General features: G+C 48.4%; 20 protein-coding genes and 1 pseudogene. 13 read left to right on the top strand and 8 right to left on the bottom strand.

The window, feature by feature from the left end; all coding sequences use genetic code 11:
- Positions 1-38: 38 nt before the first annotated feature.
- Positions 39-641, top strand: coding sequence for an HD domain-containing protein (locus ACOTX2_RS22210; protein WP_057057161.1), 603 nt, complete (start codon positions 39-41; stop codon positions 639-641).
- Complete coding sequence (locus ACOTX2_RS22205; protein ID WP_057057162.1) at positions 631-1371, top strand: hypothetical protein; 741 nt, start codon at positions 631-633, stop codon at positions 1369-1371. The genes ACOTX2_RS22210 and ACOTX2_RS22205 overlap by 11 nt, the downstream gene beginning before the upstream one ends.
- On the opposite strand, the pseudogene umuC reads toward ACOTX2_RS22205, so the two are convergent.
- From umuC to ACOTX2_RS22190, 3 genes and pseudogenes are all read right to left on the bottom strand, one after another.
- Positions 1348-2614 (bottom strand): annotated as a pseudogene (umuC, locus tag ACOTX2_RS22200) (translesion error-prone DNA polymerase V subunit UmuC). The gene ACOTX2_RS22205 and the pseudogene umuC sit on opposite strands and share 24 nt — an antisense overlap.
- 94 nt (positions 2615-2708) lie before the next feature.
- A complete protein-coding gene (locus ACOTX2_RS22195; protein WP_421625987.1) occupies positions 2709-3359 on the bottom strand; it encodes a hypothetical protein in 651 nt (216 codons plus the stop codon).
- A 12-nt stretch (positions 3360-3371) separates the two neighbouring features.
- Positions 3372-3662 (bottom strand): hypothetical protein, encoded by a 291-nt coding sequence (locus ACOTX2_RS22190; protein ID WP_057057164.1) that lies wholly within the window; start codon positions 3660-3662, stop codon positions 3372-3374.
- A gap of 135 nt (positions 3663-3797) precedes the next feature.
- On the opposite strand from ACOTX2_RS22190, the gene ACOTX2_RS22185 reads away from it, so the two are divergent.
- Both ACOTX2_RS22185 and ACOTX2_RS22180 read left to right on the top strand, forming a co-directional pair.
- Positions 3798-5483 carry a DUF4942 domain-containing protein gene (locus ACOTX2_RS22185; protein ID WP_219989675.1) on the top strand — a complete coding sequence of 562 codons (1686 nt, stop codon included), beginning with the start codon at positions 3798-3800 and terminating at the stop codon, positions 5481-5483.
- Between the two features lie 93 nt (positions 5484-5576).
- Positions 5577-5927 carry a hypothetical protein gene (locus tag ACOTX2_RS22180; RefSeq protein ID WP_057057165.1) on the top strand — a complete coding sequence of 117 codons (351 nt, stop codon included), beginning with the start codon at positions 5577-5579 and terminating at the stop codon, positions 5925-5927.
- Between the two features lie 258 nt (positions 5928-6185).
- Here ACOTX2_RS22180 and ACOTX2_RS22175 read toward each other — a convergent pair whose 3' ends face one another.
- From ACOTX2_RS22175 to ACOTX2_RS22165, 3 genes are all read right to left on the bottom strand, one after another.
- Positions 6186-6479, bottom strand: coding sequence for a 4-fold beta flower protein (locus ACOTX2_RS22175; RefSeq protein WP_057057167.1), 294 nt, complete (start codon positions 6477-6479; stop codon positions 6186-6188).
- 1071 nt (positions 6480-7550) lie between these two features.
- On the bottom strand, positions 7551-7796 hold the full coding sequence (locus ACOTX2_RS22170) for a hypothetical protein (RefSeq protein WP_219989673.1): 246 nt from the start codon (positions 7794-7796) through the stop codon (positions 7551-7553).
- A gap of 121 nt (positions 7797-7917) precedes the next feature.
- The gene (locus tag ACOTX2_RS22165; RefSeq protein ID WP_219989672.1) at positions 7918-8106 is read right to left on the bottom strand and encodes a hypothetical protein; all 189 of its coding nucleotides are present in this window, start codon (positions 8104-8106) and stop codon (positions 7918-7920) included.
- Positions 8107-8234: 128 nt separating this feature from the next.
- On the opposite strand from ACOTX2_RS22165, the gene ACOTX2_RS22160 reads away from it, so the two are divergent.
- The 8 genes from ACOTX2_RS22160 (at position 8235) to ACOTX2_RS22125 (ending at position 11585) form a co-directional block, all read left to right on the top strand.
- Positions 8235-8441, top strand: coding sequence for a hypothetical protein (locus tag ACOTX2_RS22160; RefSeq protein ID WP_072931977.1), 207 nt, complete (start codon positions 8235-8237; stop codon positions 8439-8441).
- A gap of 10 nt (positions 8442-8451) precedes the next feature.
- Complete coding sequence (locus ACOTX2_RS22155) at positions 8452-8694, top strand: hypothetical protein (protein WP_239687518.1); 243 nt, start codon at positions 8452-8454, stop codon at positions 8692-8694.
- A gap of 161 nt (positions 8695-8855) precedes the next feature.
- Complete coding sequence (locus ACOTX2_RS22150) at positions 8856-9194, top strand: hypothetical protein (RefSeq protein ID WP_057057169.1); 339 nt, start codon at positions 8856-8858, stop codon at positions 9192-9194.
- Between the two features lie 161 nt (positions 9195-9355).
- Complete coding sequence (locus tag ACOTX2_RS22145; protein WP_057057170.1) at positions 9356-9694, top strand: hypothetical protein; 339 nt, start codon at positions 9356-9358, stop codon at positions 9692-9694.
- 100 nt (positions 9695-9794) lie between these two features.
- Positions 9795-10217: a hypothetical protein gene (locus ACOTX2_RS22140; protein WP_057057171.1), complete on the top strand. Its 423-nt coding sequence runs from the start codon at positions 9795-9797 to the stop codon at positions 10215-10217.
- Positions 10218-10327: 110 nt separating this feature from the next.
- Positions 10328-10609, top strand: coding sequence for a hypothetical protein (locus ACOTX2_RS22135; RefSeq protein ID WP_057057172.1), 282 nt, complete (start codon positions 10328-10330; stop codon positions 10607-10609).
- Positions 10610-10618: 9 nt separating this feature from the next.
- Complete coding sequence (locus ACOTX2_RS22130; protein ID WP_057057173.1) at positions 10619-10921, top strand: hypothetical protein; 303 nt, start codon at positions 10619-10621, stop codon at positions 10919-10921.
- 184 nt (positions 10922-11105) lie between these two features.
- Complete coding sequence (locus ACOTX2_RS22125; RefSeq protein ID WP_421625986.1) at positions 11106-11585, top strand: hypothetical protein; 480 nt, start codon at positions 11106-11108, stop codon at positions 11583-11585.
- A gap of 637 nt (positions 11586-12222) precedes the next feature.
- Here ACOTX2_RS22125 and ACOTX2_RS22120 read toward each other — a convergent pair.
- Together ACOTX2_RS22120 and ACOTX2_RS22115 are read right to left on the bottom strand one after the other, a co-directional pair.
- Entirely contained in the window at positions 12223-12426 is a 204-nt protein-coding gene (locus ACOTX2_RS22120; RefSeq protein WP_057057175.1) for a hypothetical protein, read from the bottom strand.
- Positions 12427-12472: 46 nt separating this feature from the next.
- On the bottom strand, positions 12473-13126 hold the full coding sequence (locus ACOTX2_RS22115) for a hypothetical protein (protein WP_057057176.1): 654 nt from the start codon (positions 13124-13126) through the stop codon (positions 12473-12475).
- 422 nt (positions 13127-13548) lie between these two features.
- Here ACOTX2_RS22115 and ACOTX2_RS22110 point away from each other — a divergent pair, with 422 nt between their 5' ends.
- Positions 13549-13977: a hypothetical protein gene (locus ACOTX2_RS22110; protein WP_057057177.1), complete on the top strand. Its 429-nt coding sequence runs from the start codon at positions 13549-13551 to the stop codon at positions 13975-13977.
- The last annotated feature ends 54 nt before the right edge of the window (positions 13978-14031 follow it).

The following is a 14031-nucleotide window of genomic DNA, read 5'->3' as shown; positions in this document are numbered from 1 at the left end:
AAATGGGCGCTACGGCGCCCATCTCATTTAGGTAAATTATGGACATCATCATCGACAAAGCTCGCACTTATGCGACCGCTGCTCACGGCGCTGTTGGTCAACGCCGCAAGTACACTAACGAGCCATACATCACCCACCCAACCGCTGTTGCCGAGCTGGTTCGTGCGCATGGCGGAACCAGAGACATGATTGCGGCCGCGTATCTTCACGATGTCATTGAAGACACTCAGTTGACCTTTGACGATCTGAAAGAGGCGTTTGGCGAGAGTATTGCGTGGAAGGTTGACGCATTGACTAATAAAGCCGGCAAAGAAGATGGCAACCGCGTACAGCGTTTTGTTATCAACTGCCGCGCGCTGATTAATAGCCTCGATGAAGAAACGATGGTGATTAAGCTGTGTGATCTGCTGCATAACACCTCTTCCATCGTTGAGCATGACCACGGATTCGCTGCGATCTACCTCGCTGAAAAAGAGTTCATGATGGATGAAATCTTTGGCCTGATGGAGGGCTGTCTGGCCGACATTGTCCGTGCAAAATTAGTGTGGGGCTATGAGCAGTTGAGCACCAGCTTCAAGGCGCGCCATTTGAAGCATCTGCGCACTATCCAGACTGCGTGGAGTGAACAAGATGCAGCATGAGACCACCAGCACACTCGATCGCCAGGCGTTGATGGAGACGTTTCTAAAGGGTGTGCCAACCGAAGAGCTTCTCAACCACGATATTAACAGTTGGTATGCGCACAAAGCGCAAGAGCAAGCCGAGGAAATGCGCGATGAAATGGACTCACCCGCTGGTGGACTTTTGAAATTCCTAAGTAGTGGGCCGATGTCAGGTATGGCAGCAATGATGTTCGCCAGGGAGTTTAAGGACACACCGGCCAAAAACTATTATGAGCTGGTATATCAATTGCCTGAAATGGGGGCTTTCACGGTCACTATCCAGCGTAATGATGGAGAGACGCCAGCTCTTCAACTGGCCGCAGCCAAAGACCGTATTGCCATGCTCGAAGAATCACACGCTCAGGTGATTCAGGCGCGTGATTTGTACAAGCAGAGCTGGCAGCTGTCATCTCTACAATCCATGTCACGATCATTCCGCGAGGCAGTGAGAGCGGCGCGCAAGGTGTGGCTCGATGAGAATGACCCAAAGGACGGCACTGACTGCGTCACACCATTCGACCAGTTCCTATACACGGAAGTTATTTCTGGCGAGGGTGTCGATTTGCCAGACCTCTTCGAGCTGATGGAGTGGGCGAAATACCCAGCCGATGGGCGCGATCTCAACTCAGTGGCTAAGGGCAAGATGTCACGTCTTATTCTGGCCGCGACCGGTTTGGGGGATGCGTCACTTACAGTAAGCGATCGGTAATTCCTTCAGACATGTGGTGTAGCGCGGGGAAAGCATCTCGCGCTTCATCTGCCATTGGTTATCAACCCCCTGCCCTGCGAACCAAACCTTCCCCAACCCTGTTTTATTAATCTTGTCGATGACACCCATTAGCTCATCTGCTTTGGCTCGCGGCTGGTGCTCGCTGAACATATCCAATTGAGCGACACCGCCCTGGAAGAAGTCACCGAGCATGATACCCGCGCGCGCGTAACGATAGCCATCACGCCATATCCTTTTCAGACACTGCATGGCAAACGCTACAATGTCACGCGTGTCGGCAGTCGAGTACTCGCAGGTGATCGAAGAGCTGTTGCCATATTGAGGCTCATTGGCGTAGCGGCTCGTTGCAATGAAAACAGTAATAAGCCGGCAACGTGATTTTTGTTCTCTCAATTTCTCTGAGGCACGAACGGCATAAGTGCAAACGGCATGTTCCATGTCTTCCAGGCGCTCAACGCGCTGCCCAAAGGATTTGGAGGTGACGATCTGCTGCTTTGGTGGCGGCTGCTCTTCAAGTGGGATGCACGATTCACCATTCAGCTCACGGACGGTGCGCTCAAGCACTACACCGAAATGTTTGCGGATCATCGTCGTGTTGGCCTGTGCCAGCTGTAGCGCTGTTTCAATGCCCATCTGGTTGAGCCTCTTAGTTAATCGGCTCCCAACACCCCAGACATCACTTACATCGACGAGAGCCATCAGTTTGCGCTGTCGCACCGGGCTGGATAAGTCCAGCACCCCGTTTGTTTTTGACCATTTTTTTGGCAGCGTGATTTGCCAGCTTTGCCAAAGTTTTACTTTGCGCAAACCCCACACCTACGGTTAGAAACGTTTCTTTTTTGATGCGATCTCGAAGCTGATGCCCAAAATCTTCAAGAGGTATACAACTGGAAATGCCTGTTACATCGAGAAAACTTTCGTCAATGCTGTAAATTTCTTGGCCTGGCGCCATCTCACCCATGATGGTCATCATTCGTCGGCTCATGTCGGCATACAGAGCATAATTGCTGGAAAAGACCACTACGCCCTTCTCTTCAAAGAAACGCTCGTTTTTGAACAGTGGATCACCCATTTTTATGCCAAATTTCTTGGCTTCAGCTGACCGTGCCACGATGCAGCCATCGTTGTTAGAACAGACCACAACTGGCTTCCCGCGCAAGTCAGGTCGAAAAATGGTCTCACATGAAGCGTAGAACGAATTTGCATCAACAAGGGCAAACATTTGACGGCCTTACTATGATAACTGTACGTATATACAGTTATTTTAGGTCGTCTTTTGCATAACGCCAAGCTAAACGGGGCAAATTGCCCCTAAGTTAGTAGTCTGCGAACTGAGCATATGGAATGCGAAGCCCAACGCGCTTGCCGAAAGAGTTGGCGAAAGTGTTCTGGTATTTGCTGACGTAGCGAGCTTGTAACTCAGAACCTGTCCAGCGGATGATCACCCCAGAATATCCAGTAACCGTGCCATCATCTGAAATATTACCTGGTACTGCATTCATTAAGAACCAAGGGTTAAAACCGGGAGACGTCGAGACTGTTACATTGTCAACGTTCGAGTTTGGTTTCAGCTCAAGGAATCCCCGGATGCGTGGTGCAAGGTTAGCGCTTTTGGCACTCCATACTAAGTTTCCATTAGCATCAAGAACATCAAGATAGCCACTTTGAATAGGTACATTTCGGCTTGTTCGTAAGATACGACCGCTGTTGTTCTGGAAGGACTGGGCGCCAGGGAAGCAGAACGCGCCCGGATTAAGCTGAACCCAGTATAAATATCCCGGAACTGGACTATCGGCCGGTTTCAGAAAGCCAAATGGGTAATCACCCCCAAATGGATTTTTAACCATGTAATAACCAATATCAGTAAGACCGGTTATGTTACGGACATCACTCACTAGTGTATTTCGGTGTTGCGAATCAACCTGAAGTGCCCCTGCACTGTTGTGTACCTCAAACCCCATTGCCATAACTGCATCTCCTTATGCGTAACTGTAAACCTCGACCGTATAGGTCTCGCCATAACTCGTCCCAAACAACCGGTAGACTGTAATTGCATTCGTGCTTGCTTCAGCAAATGCCTCAATAAATAAGTTCGGTTTGACTATCGCACCAAATGCGGTGGTTGCTGAGATGCCTGCTACTCCGACAGTTGCCGAGTTCTGCCCCCGAGGAATTGTGATGTCATAGGTTCCAATATACCTGCAATTGTAATCACTGAGATCGACGACAAGTTTGCCGCTTGCATCCCAGCATTGAAGCCCGAAAGCCATGGTTAAAATCCTTTTCAACCGTTGAAAGTCTTGACATTTTACAATTAGCATGACGCCGTAAACAAATTGTTTTATGTCGTGTCTTATATGGAATAATAACACCAATAAGAAAACAATTTGTTTAATGGTTGGTAAGTGAGCGCAGCACTCTCAATCATCGAAGCATCATCCCCTGGCAGCAGCGTGGCATTCCGCGAAGAGCTGGCGATAATCAATAACATCGTAGCTGAGTGCGATCGTGAGATTGCCCTGATGCACGAGGTGCACGGCTACGTTTATGGTGATGACCGTTATCAGATGATTAATCGTTTGTTGGAACTGAACCACCAGCCAGATTGCAATGCGCGCCCGGGAAGCACCCTCTCCAAAGTTAACTTGCAGCATGTGAAGGAAAACATTCACGCGCGTTACTGGCAGCGGGTTACGGAAATGACCAATGTCTTAATGATCATGCCAGCTGCGCGCCGCGAGGAATGGCGAGAGCAGTTTATCCAGGGGAAGATAGAAGTTTCCGAAGAACGCAAAACGGGAATGTTCAAGGACACGTACCGAGCTAAGAAGTATGTAGGCGTCCCGGAGTTCACCCTTCAAACAGTTGTGCCGACAATGGTCTCGTTATTGAATGACCGCCACAAGTACCTGGTCGAGCGTGTGCATGGCTTATTCAAGGCACTCAGCCCACACCACAAAACTAACAAGGTGTTTGGCTTTTCTGAAAAGATGATCATCTCCTATGTCTTTACCGACTACTGGAATGACAGCGTTTCAATCAACCACCGCAAAGAGGATGTGCTCGACGACCTGCGAGTGATGCTTCACTTCTTCGCGCATCAGGAAATTACAGAGGTGGCGCCGTCACGTCATGTGTTTAGCGCGCTTTACCGTGACAACAAGGCAATGAACACCTGGTACAGCATCGACGGCAACTTGATGCGAGTGAAGATGTTCAAGAACGGCAACCTGCACATTCAGGTTCACCCGGACGTAGCCTGGAAACTCAATGAAGTTCTGGCGGTGGCCATGCCGGCCTCGATCCCGTCAGAGCTTCGTAAGCCACCTGCAAAGAGCGCCCCGCCAAAAGAGTTTGGGCATGTTCACACGGAAGTGAGCAGCCAGGCGAGAAGAGCGTTATCAACGATGAGTAATCGTTACGGCAGCTGGTCGTATAGTCATCATGGTTTATCCAAATCAGAGATAGAGAAGGCTGACGCTGTCATTAAGCGGATCGGCGGCGTTCAAACCAGCAGCCATTGCTTTAAATTCCCATATGAGCCTGGCAACATCATTAGCATGATCATGGCCACCGGTCAGATACCGGATGTAGTTGCCCACCAGTTCTACCCTACCCCAAAAACAATCGCAGATTATATTGCGGCGGCGCTCAATATGAAGCCAGGCGAAACACTGCTTGAGCCTTCAGCTGGTCGAGGTGATTTGTTGGCGTCCGTTCCGTTGGCAAGCGAGTTCGCGACCTGCATTGAAGTGGCTCCGTTGTTTGCTGAAATCTTAAAAGAGAAAGGCTACCAAGATGTTCATAACGCCGACTTCATTGCCTGGTCGAAAGACTATGCCCAGATGAAGTTCGATAAGATCGCCATGAATCCGCCTTACTCCGAAGGCCGTGCCAAAGCTCACACACTCACCGCTCTGGAACATCTGAATGTTGGTGGCCGGCTGGTGGCAGTCCTGCCTGGTGTGCCAAACCTGACAGAGTGGATTGATGAACGTCGATTTGCGTGTGTGATCGGTAAGACATTTGAGAGAGAGTTTGAGGACACCGGCGTAACAGTGACGGTCTGTATCTTTAAGCGCATCAGCTAAATAAAGGGCTTCTTCGGAAGCCTTTTTTTATGACTTCGCTCCCGCTTTCACGCATTAGATAATTACACCACTTAGAAAACAAAGGAATAAATCATGTGCATTATGGCAGCAGCTCGGGCAGTACGTGCGGATCGTCACTTAAACAAATACATCCGCTACAACGGCATGGCGTTATCAAAACGTGAACTGGTAATTCGCCTGGTGAATGAAGGCAGAGTGCCAGAGCAGGTTGAAGTGGACAAGGTGCAGCCAGCTACCAGAATGCAGATGTTTCGTTGGGACAACGAGCAGCAACGTGAACATGAGCGTAAGCGCGCTGCCGGTGGTAAGAAGACCGAGTATCGTCTTAGCCGGCACGACGGAGTTTTCATTGAGGTCAGCAAAACCATGCACGACTTTGCGGCGCAGCTGCTTGCGGAAAAGGGGGGTGCTCATGGTCACTGAACAGATCCACTATGAGTTCCTGAAGGCGAACTATAGACATGATCGCTTCGAGGGGAGGAATGGCAACGGCTGGGATAGAGACTATTCGGCTTGTATCGCTCGCAGCTCTTTCCAAGCATTAGAAAGCTATGGGTATACCTGCATCTCTCAACACGAATCGAAGACCGGTGATGCAATCTGGTACGACCTTGAGCTTAATGTAATGTGTTATTCGGAGTTGAGGGCCAAATATTGAAACTGAGTTTGGCCCGAGGGTCATTAAAAGGTGTCCCACTGGGGGAAGTCCTGGTAGCCCATATACATGGCATACCCAACATAGTTCACGTATCTCGTTGTTCCCGATCTATTCCTCGGAGTGAACCGAGCGACTTTACGGTGTTGCTTGGAGCGATTGACGATAAGCCTTTTATTCTTCAATTCGCCTAAGTAACGCCCATCAGCACCATAAATCTCATCGCCGCTTAACTTTCCAACGTGCTTGCCCCTGTATGTATACAGATCGTCATTGGTTATGTAGCCGAAATACTTACCTGACCATGTCCAAACGTTCATTTTTACTTTCCTCTTACCACGGAAATCACACTAAATCATGACGTTGCCCACTTATCAAGCAAGTCAATTATTGACCTTTTCTATAAGAGCAAGTTGACCTGGCCATTTCACACTAAACGGATAGGCTCACACCAGTTACCACCTGGGATTATGGGTATATTCACCCATAAGAAAACAAATAAATAACCGATCAACAAAAAGTCAACGCCATACCCTCTTTTTGCCCCAAAAGTTGATCTGTTGCAGTCATTCCACTTATACCCGTCAAGGAAACGCCAGAACCACACCAGGGAAGAGACATCTCTTTAAAGCAATACCATTGCCACCCACTCGATAGATACGCTGAGAATCGCTCCCGTTGCGTTATATGGGATAGCAAACAATTTGTTTCACCAGATAAGAAAACAAGTTGTTAAGGCAATAAAGAACCTGGCACAACTGTCATTACCCACACTCCTATAACCGCAAATACCCACCTCACTTTCGTCAGGCTATCAGAGAACAACCCTCCGACTTACTGCAGGCAACCCAGAACCCCAATCACCATAGACAGCAGCGGAAACTGGAAAGGGAGACACGCCATTACCCACATGCCCGGAAGATTCAGCCAGCCCAGATAATCCAGCACCAACACTGGCGGGAGAAGCAACCCGCATAAGCTACAGAGAGAATAAGCTATAGGGGGAACTGCCATTACTTTCACATCCGCGATTCACAACGCATCAAGCCACCGAGAAGCGAAATCCCCAAGAGGTAACTGGAGAGGCGAATACAGGAAAAGGAGACATGCCATTACCCACACCTCCACGATTATCAGAAGAGAAACACCCAGACACCACAACCAGCTATTCACCACTAACCGTTATAGGGAGTAACGAATACTCCAGAAGTAAGAAAGCAAATCCCAGAGAGGAAGAGACCGCGCTATTAAGCGTTGTAGGAGAGAAACACATAGGGATTGCTGTCTATAGTGGTCAGTCAATATGGGTACGTTTACGCATAGGGAATGGGGGAACTGTAAGGGAGTGAAATGGTGGAGGGCGCGCTTCAATCACCGTATTTATTCAACCCCTAAATTTCCGTCGCTTTCACACAGCACCCTCCGCTCGATTCACCCGCAGGGAAAACGTCACCGCCGCCCCAATCCCTCAATTCGTCGATCGTCACCTGAGCACACCGACGAATGATGCCAGCCTCCGGGAAGCGGCGCGAAACCGGTATAGAAACGGTCAGGGGGAAATTTTCGGGAAACGGGTGGATGCCGGTATAGAAAAAGAGGCGAGTGGTGGCTCGCCACAGAGAAATGGTCAGGCTCATATCCCTATAGTTGGATTTCGGTTCTGACCCTGTGGTCATCCATGACCAGTGGGTAAATGTAGTCGCACTCTCAAGGGGTGCAAGTCCTATTGTACGGGCTGAGGGTGAGGAAATGCTGAAACTACCTACGAGACTTCTTTTCTTCCCGCAGGGCGCGCGCTCGTTCCTTCATCTCTTCGTTAAATTCGGCGTGCCGCTTACCCATAGGGGTTTTTGCGTGTTTGCGTTCTGTCCAGATGAGGTAAACAACAACGATAATCGCCAGCACACCGCTCCATGACAAAAAGCCGTGTTCAAAAAGCCAATCCATACCATACCTCCGGCGTTTGTTTTCTATATCTTATCACCGCTTTCCTTGGCTCACCCTATTCAATGGGCTTTATCCCCGATCCGTTGTTGTCATAATAAGAGCCATAAGAAAACAACGGAATAAAGCACATGTATAAACATCTAAATATCAGCATCACATTGGAAGGCGTGGACACTGATGAGATCTCACTTGATGACGTTATCCGCTCTGAAGATGTAGCCCAACGTATTGGCACCCTCATTGGTCATGGCTACAGAGAAGGCTCATTCCCACTGCCAATGAATGACCAGCAAATGTCAGTCGCCTGGAACTGCACTACTTCTGATTCTAATTGAGGGGAATACTATGTCTGTGAAAATGCCTGGGCTGCTGGAACACTGGAGTGTTGACGAGCTGGCCGAATGTCTTGATGGCGTAGGCAAAGAATTGTACGCAAAGCTGTGGTCATACATCCCCGAAAAAGGAGATGGCCCGAAAGGAGCTGAGGTCTGGAATGAACTGACCGAAGAACAACAGCAGCGACTTGCTGATGCGGTGTATCGAGAGTTCCCGGACTTGAAAGCGGTAGACGAAGAAGATTCACTGTAATCGGAAGGCCACCAGCTCGGTGGCTTTTCTTTTGCCCACTTCCACCTGCGGCCAGCAGCTGCCGATCATCCACCAGCACCCGATACGTTATGCTTTGTGCCCTCTTGGGACACTGTATTATTTACACCAACGAGAAAACAAATTGTTTACATGGTGTGAATATGAATCTGATGCAAGCTATCGCTAACTACCATCGCAGCACGTTCAATCCGGTTAAGCGCTCTATCTCCCGCGTGAATCTGGTGGATATCACAGCGAACGGGGTAATCATCGGCGTGTTCCGTGAGAAGATTTTTGAGCATAAGTCGTTTGAGAGCGGCGAGTGCAAACGCTACAAAGTGGGCGAGCGTCTGTCCATCTCTGTTATGCGCACAAATCGAAAGTACAGATTCGCAAATATTCAGCACTTCCCTAAAGACCAACTTGAGCGGGTGCTGGTTCTTGTTAACCAGATTGCCCAGATGGAGATTCAGCGAGCAACGATCGACGTAGCAGTATAATCATGTGCCTTTGACTAATTCAGTCAGCCCACCTCCAATCCTTGGTGGGCTTTTTTTGGTTCGTTCACCCCGCATCTCCCCTGACTCATTTTGTTTACTGCCTTTAATCACATGCGATAATAAGACGCATAAGAAAACAAATTGTTTAAAAGGATATGCACATGAACGAATCAATGTCTGATTTCCGCGAGATCACCAAAGAAGAGTACAACGATTATGAAGAGCTGGTGGATGGTAACTTTACTGTCATTGATGCGCGTTGGGTGGTGAGCATCGACATGCGCGATGATGAGCCAACCTTGGTCATTGCAGATTGGAGTAATGGCGATAGTGATGACGTTGGCTCGTTGTTCGATATGAGTCATGCTAGTGGTGAATATTACAAAACCCTTAAGCGTCGCTATTTCACTGGATGCCAAGCGACTGACGCAATCTGGACAACTTATCTCGACCTCGTTGCTCATCGTGATGTAGAAGCATTCCTCAAGTCATTCGACTAAGCCCCAGATGGGGCTTTTTGCATTGGTTAGCGCCCTTCTGCTTGTAAGTAGGTAACTACCTATCTAAAATGTCCGCGACTAAACATGACATGGAGGTCATATGACATACAAGGCAACAGAACTGGTTTACGACATGTATTACGCCTCTGAACGCACTGAAGACGGCGACAAGGTGGCAAAGATTACTGTCCAGATCCGTGATACGTCCTTAGGGCTTGAGAAGCAGATTAATACCCTGCTTCGAACAACCCCGAAAGACAAAGCGCAACCTGCGGTGTACTCCATCGGTGCGCAAACTGTTATGGACGGCAGTGACCCACTGCTGGTGGCTATTGAGGGTCATTACCGTGCTTCTGGTAAAGACCTGTTCGAAACCCTGATGGGTGAGGTTACTGACTTCATTGAGACAGGCATCGACAACACCAGCACCTGGATCGGCGCATATGGCATGAAGATTACCTCCGGCGTAACGCTGGACAATTATCTACCTGCTGATGTGCTGGCCGCAGGCCAGACTGCTTAAACCACAATGGCGCGCTAACCCGCGCCATTTTCTTATGCCCGATAACAATTTGTTTTCTGCCGTGTGTCACTTGCGATAATTAGTCCAACAACAAAACAAGAGAAAAACACATGACCGAATTTAACTTTACACCCAAAGCAGAAAACGTCCACCTGCTTTCCTGGCTTGACCTGAACGAAGCCGAGCAGAACGAAATGGATCACGTCGAATATGACGACCAGGGCAGCACCCGCTTCTTCCACCACGAAGGCGCACTCTTTGATGTAGCCGACTTCATGATTGATGACCGTGCTCCTGAATGGCACGCCGGCTATCCACTCAACGCATTCGCAATGCTGATGATCCGCCTCACTGAAGGTGGCGAGAGCGTAGACATCGGCTTGATGCACTGAGAGGTCACCATGAATATCGTCACAATCAAAACAGCAATCATCTCTACCGCTCACGTTCGCGAAGAGGACATGCGCCTCATTGAAGAGAAGTGCAGAAACGTCAATTACGGCTGGTGGGTTCACGACACTGACGGCGGGGCAATTCTCCGCATCGATGCAACCCAGGGTAGTGGGCTGGACGATCTGAAGTCCGATGGCCTGACCGATTTCGGCTACGCAAACCTGAAAGCCATTTATGACGCCGGTTATGGCTACATCCACCTCGATATGGATGCGCCGGTCATCGAAGAGCTTCCCTACGAAGAATGGTAAACAACCAACCTCACCAGCTCAGGCTGGTGGGATAACCCACCCACATTCCCGGAGGCTAACCGACCATCCGGCTTACCGCAGGCCACCAGCAACGCCGTAAACAACGTATTTACTGCCGTGTGAGCATTGCGATAATTAGACCCATAACAAAACAAGTTGTTAAGACAAATAACGAGAAAAGCACATGAATCAGATTTACCAGATGGACACCCGCCTGGGTAACGCACAAGTCCTGTTTAACACCATTCACCACGACGTGCGAAGCGTTACAGTGGACGGGAAGGACGTTACAAGCACTCTGGGGGCATATGAGATTAATGACCTGCAGCTAGCGCTCAAGTCCAATCGCTTTTACAAGCGGGATATTGGCAATGCGCTGGTGGTTCGCACCGGTACTGGATTATTCGTTTTCCCACTGCGCGACCGCAATTGTGCATCCCGTCGATTTGAGATGGCTATCCAGATCGCAATGCACTTCTACAACACGCGAAACGGATTAGACCCTGATTGGGTGACATCCACTGCAAAGCGATACGCGGATCAAGCAGAACGCTATACCGGTGTCATTCTGGAAGCGGGTGACTTTGAGTGGAAGCTGAAATTACCAGAAATCACGTTTAAGACCCGCAATAGCCACGAGCTGATAATGCTGGAAGGGAAGTAGCGAGAAGGGAAGGGGAGAGCGTCGGAAACGGCGCTTTTTTGTTTGGGAACCGTGGCCGCAGGGAAATTTTTGAAAACGGCCATAGCCCTCGAAGGGGAGCCGCAGGGAAACGGGTAGGGGAATTTTTCGGGAAACGGCCAGCTTTCGGTATAGGGATTTCGGTATACAGCAGGTTTGGCTTTAGGAGTGGGGTAGGGCGGTGGCCAGGGACACCCCAGAATCGACCCCAGCCATTTGCCGAGCATCCACCTGAATGGCTTTACGCCTTTACCACTGGATAGCCAGCCAGACACGCCAGCCAGCAAGCGCACATTGTACCAGCGCCACGCGATGCCAGCGCACAATGCCGCACCATACCGACACATAACAGCGCGCCCATATTGGCAACGTTACACCAGACAACGATCACAATTTAAACATGGCGATTTAAACGCGCTGTAAAGCGTTCTAAGCGCTTGAATCCATAACGTGTGGTAACGCATTACCCAACGTTAAAACGCGTCTCTGTGATCGTCTCATAGCGTCGATTTTTGGGCTTGTCTCGTTTGCTGCGACACAACGAAAAAAGCGCCCATAGTGGGCGCTGAAGTGGTGCGGATCTGGAAAGCAAAAAAGCGCCCATAGTGGGCGCTTAAAATTAGCAGTAAAGATCGCGTTTTAGTTTTCCGATTGTATCGACTAAAAACATATAACGTTTTTTTCTTTCCGTCATATAACCATTAACAACATCGAAAAAATTTAAATTCATTGCGTCAACTTCCGCTTGTAGTTCCGCGCAAAGCTCCGCTTTAAATTTCAAATATGCTTTATTTTGGCGCTTTAAATATTCTTGCTTAGTCATTCTATTGTGTCCATTTAAAAGCGCCCATAGTGGGCGCTATATTCCTTTATTGAGCTACTGCGAAAGCATCACGGATATAAGACACAAAATCATTATCTAACAGTTTATATTGCTGTGATCCGTTTTTGGCTGCGCCAGCTCCTTTGATTTTCTCAATCAAGCCCAAACGTTCACACATAGCGATTAACTGATTTGCTTGCGTATACGTTTGATCCGCTTGCTTCTCGTTTTCTTTCTTCGCTTCATCCATCAGCGTTTTAATTGCGCCATTGGTGAAAACTTCCATTTCATCTTTGATAATTTCAACAATTGCAAAAACGCGTGAACCAGATTGATCCGCTAATGAGTATTCGCAACGTTTAGAGCGGATAGAATTAATCAAGTAGACCAGTTTTTCTAAGCTATAGCTATTCTCCATTGCTTCGCGGAAAAACTGCTCTGGCGTTTGCTTGCTTGCTTTAATCGCATAATAAAACACGCTATTTGCTTTATCGTCTGTCAGTGGCTTGCAAACGTTGTTAGTGAAGTATGCAAGTTTAGTTTTAGCAGCTTGCATCGCTTTTTTGTCTGCTTTGGTATCTTGTCCAGCGTTATAGCGAGTAGTGTAATTTTGTTCGACGCTTGCAACAGTTTCAGCTAATTCAGTTGCAACAGTGGTAGCAGCTTCAAGAACAGATTTTTTTGAGATGATATTAGACATAATTTTTAATCCTATATATTTGCGCAATGCGCTGAAAGTTTTGTTTATCGTTAGCGTGTTTGCTTTCGATGTGTTGCATTATGGATGAGTTAAAAAACCGTGCAAGTCCTTTTTGTGAATTTTTTTAAAAAAAGATGAAAAAAGCAAAACCCTAGAAATAAGCGTATAAGGAAGGAAGGTGTTCCCTCAATAAATCGCCTATTTCGGCTACTCCCCTTATATATAATCGACCGGTTGACCATACCGACCAATAAAATATTACAGCCACTGGCTGTATTGGCCTTATATATAATTGACCGACTCAACAATTAACCACTTAACCGCTGCCGCATGGATAACCTTATAGCTTGCTGATATGATGCAACGGTGAATAACAAGCCTGCACTACATAACTTAAATTAGATTGCCCTTATGGATTCGGGATGAATATGAAAATTGCCTATTTCGCTGCAACAGCTGCTGTACTCCTTCTCTCCGCTTGCTCCAACCAACCAGTAGCGACCAGTGAAGCAAAAGAAGTGCCATCGAAGCAGATCATCGATCGCACTCTTACACAATCCGCCACCGGCACGGTGCTAACGGTCGTTAAACGCGATTCTGGAACCAAGGGAGCATTCTGCACCGCGACGGTGGCAGTTGATGGGAAAGATGTGGCCGAAGTGGCGATGTCTGAGAAGGTGAGCCTTTACCTTGCGCCCGGGGAACACATTATCGGCGCCAGACTTTCAAACGCATTTCCCTTTTGTGCCGGCGAGACAGCTGAGGTTACAGCAAACGTTAGCAAAGAAGCTGTTTACCGATTCGGTGTGAATGCCGGGGCAAACTTCTATATCAACAAAACAGCTTGGTAATGAAATAATGCTAGCTTTGCGCGAAAGCAATCTCTTTCGCGCAAATACACTTAA

Origin of the sequence: Enterobacter cloacae complex sp. IR5412 (genome assembly GCF_049237385.1) — a bacterium.
Lineage (GTDB): Bacteria > Pseudomonadota > Gammaproteobacteria > Enterobacterales > Enterobacteriaceae > Enterobacter > Enterobacter intestinihominis.
Note: the sequence above shows the minus strand (reverse complement) of the source record. Positions and strands in the feature narration are given on the sequence as shown.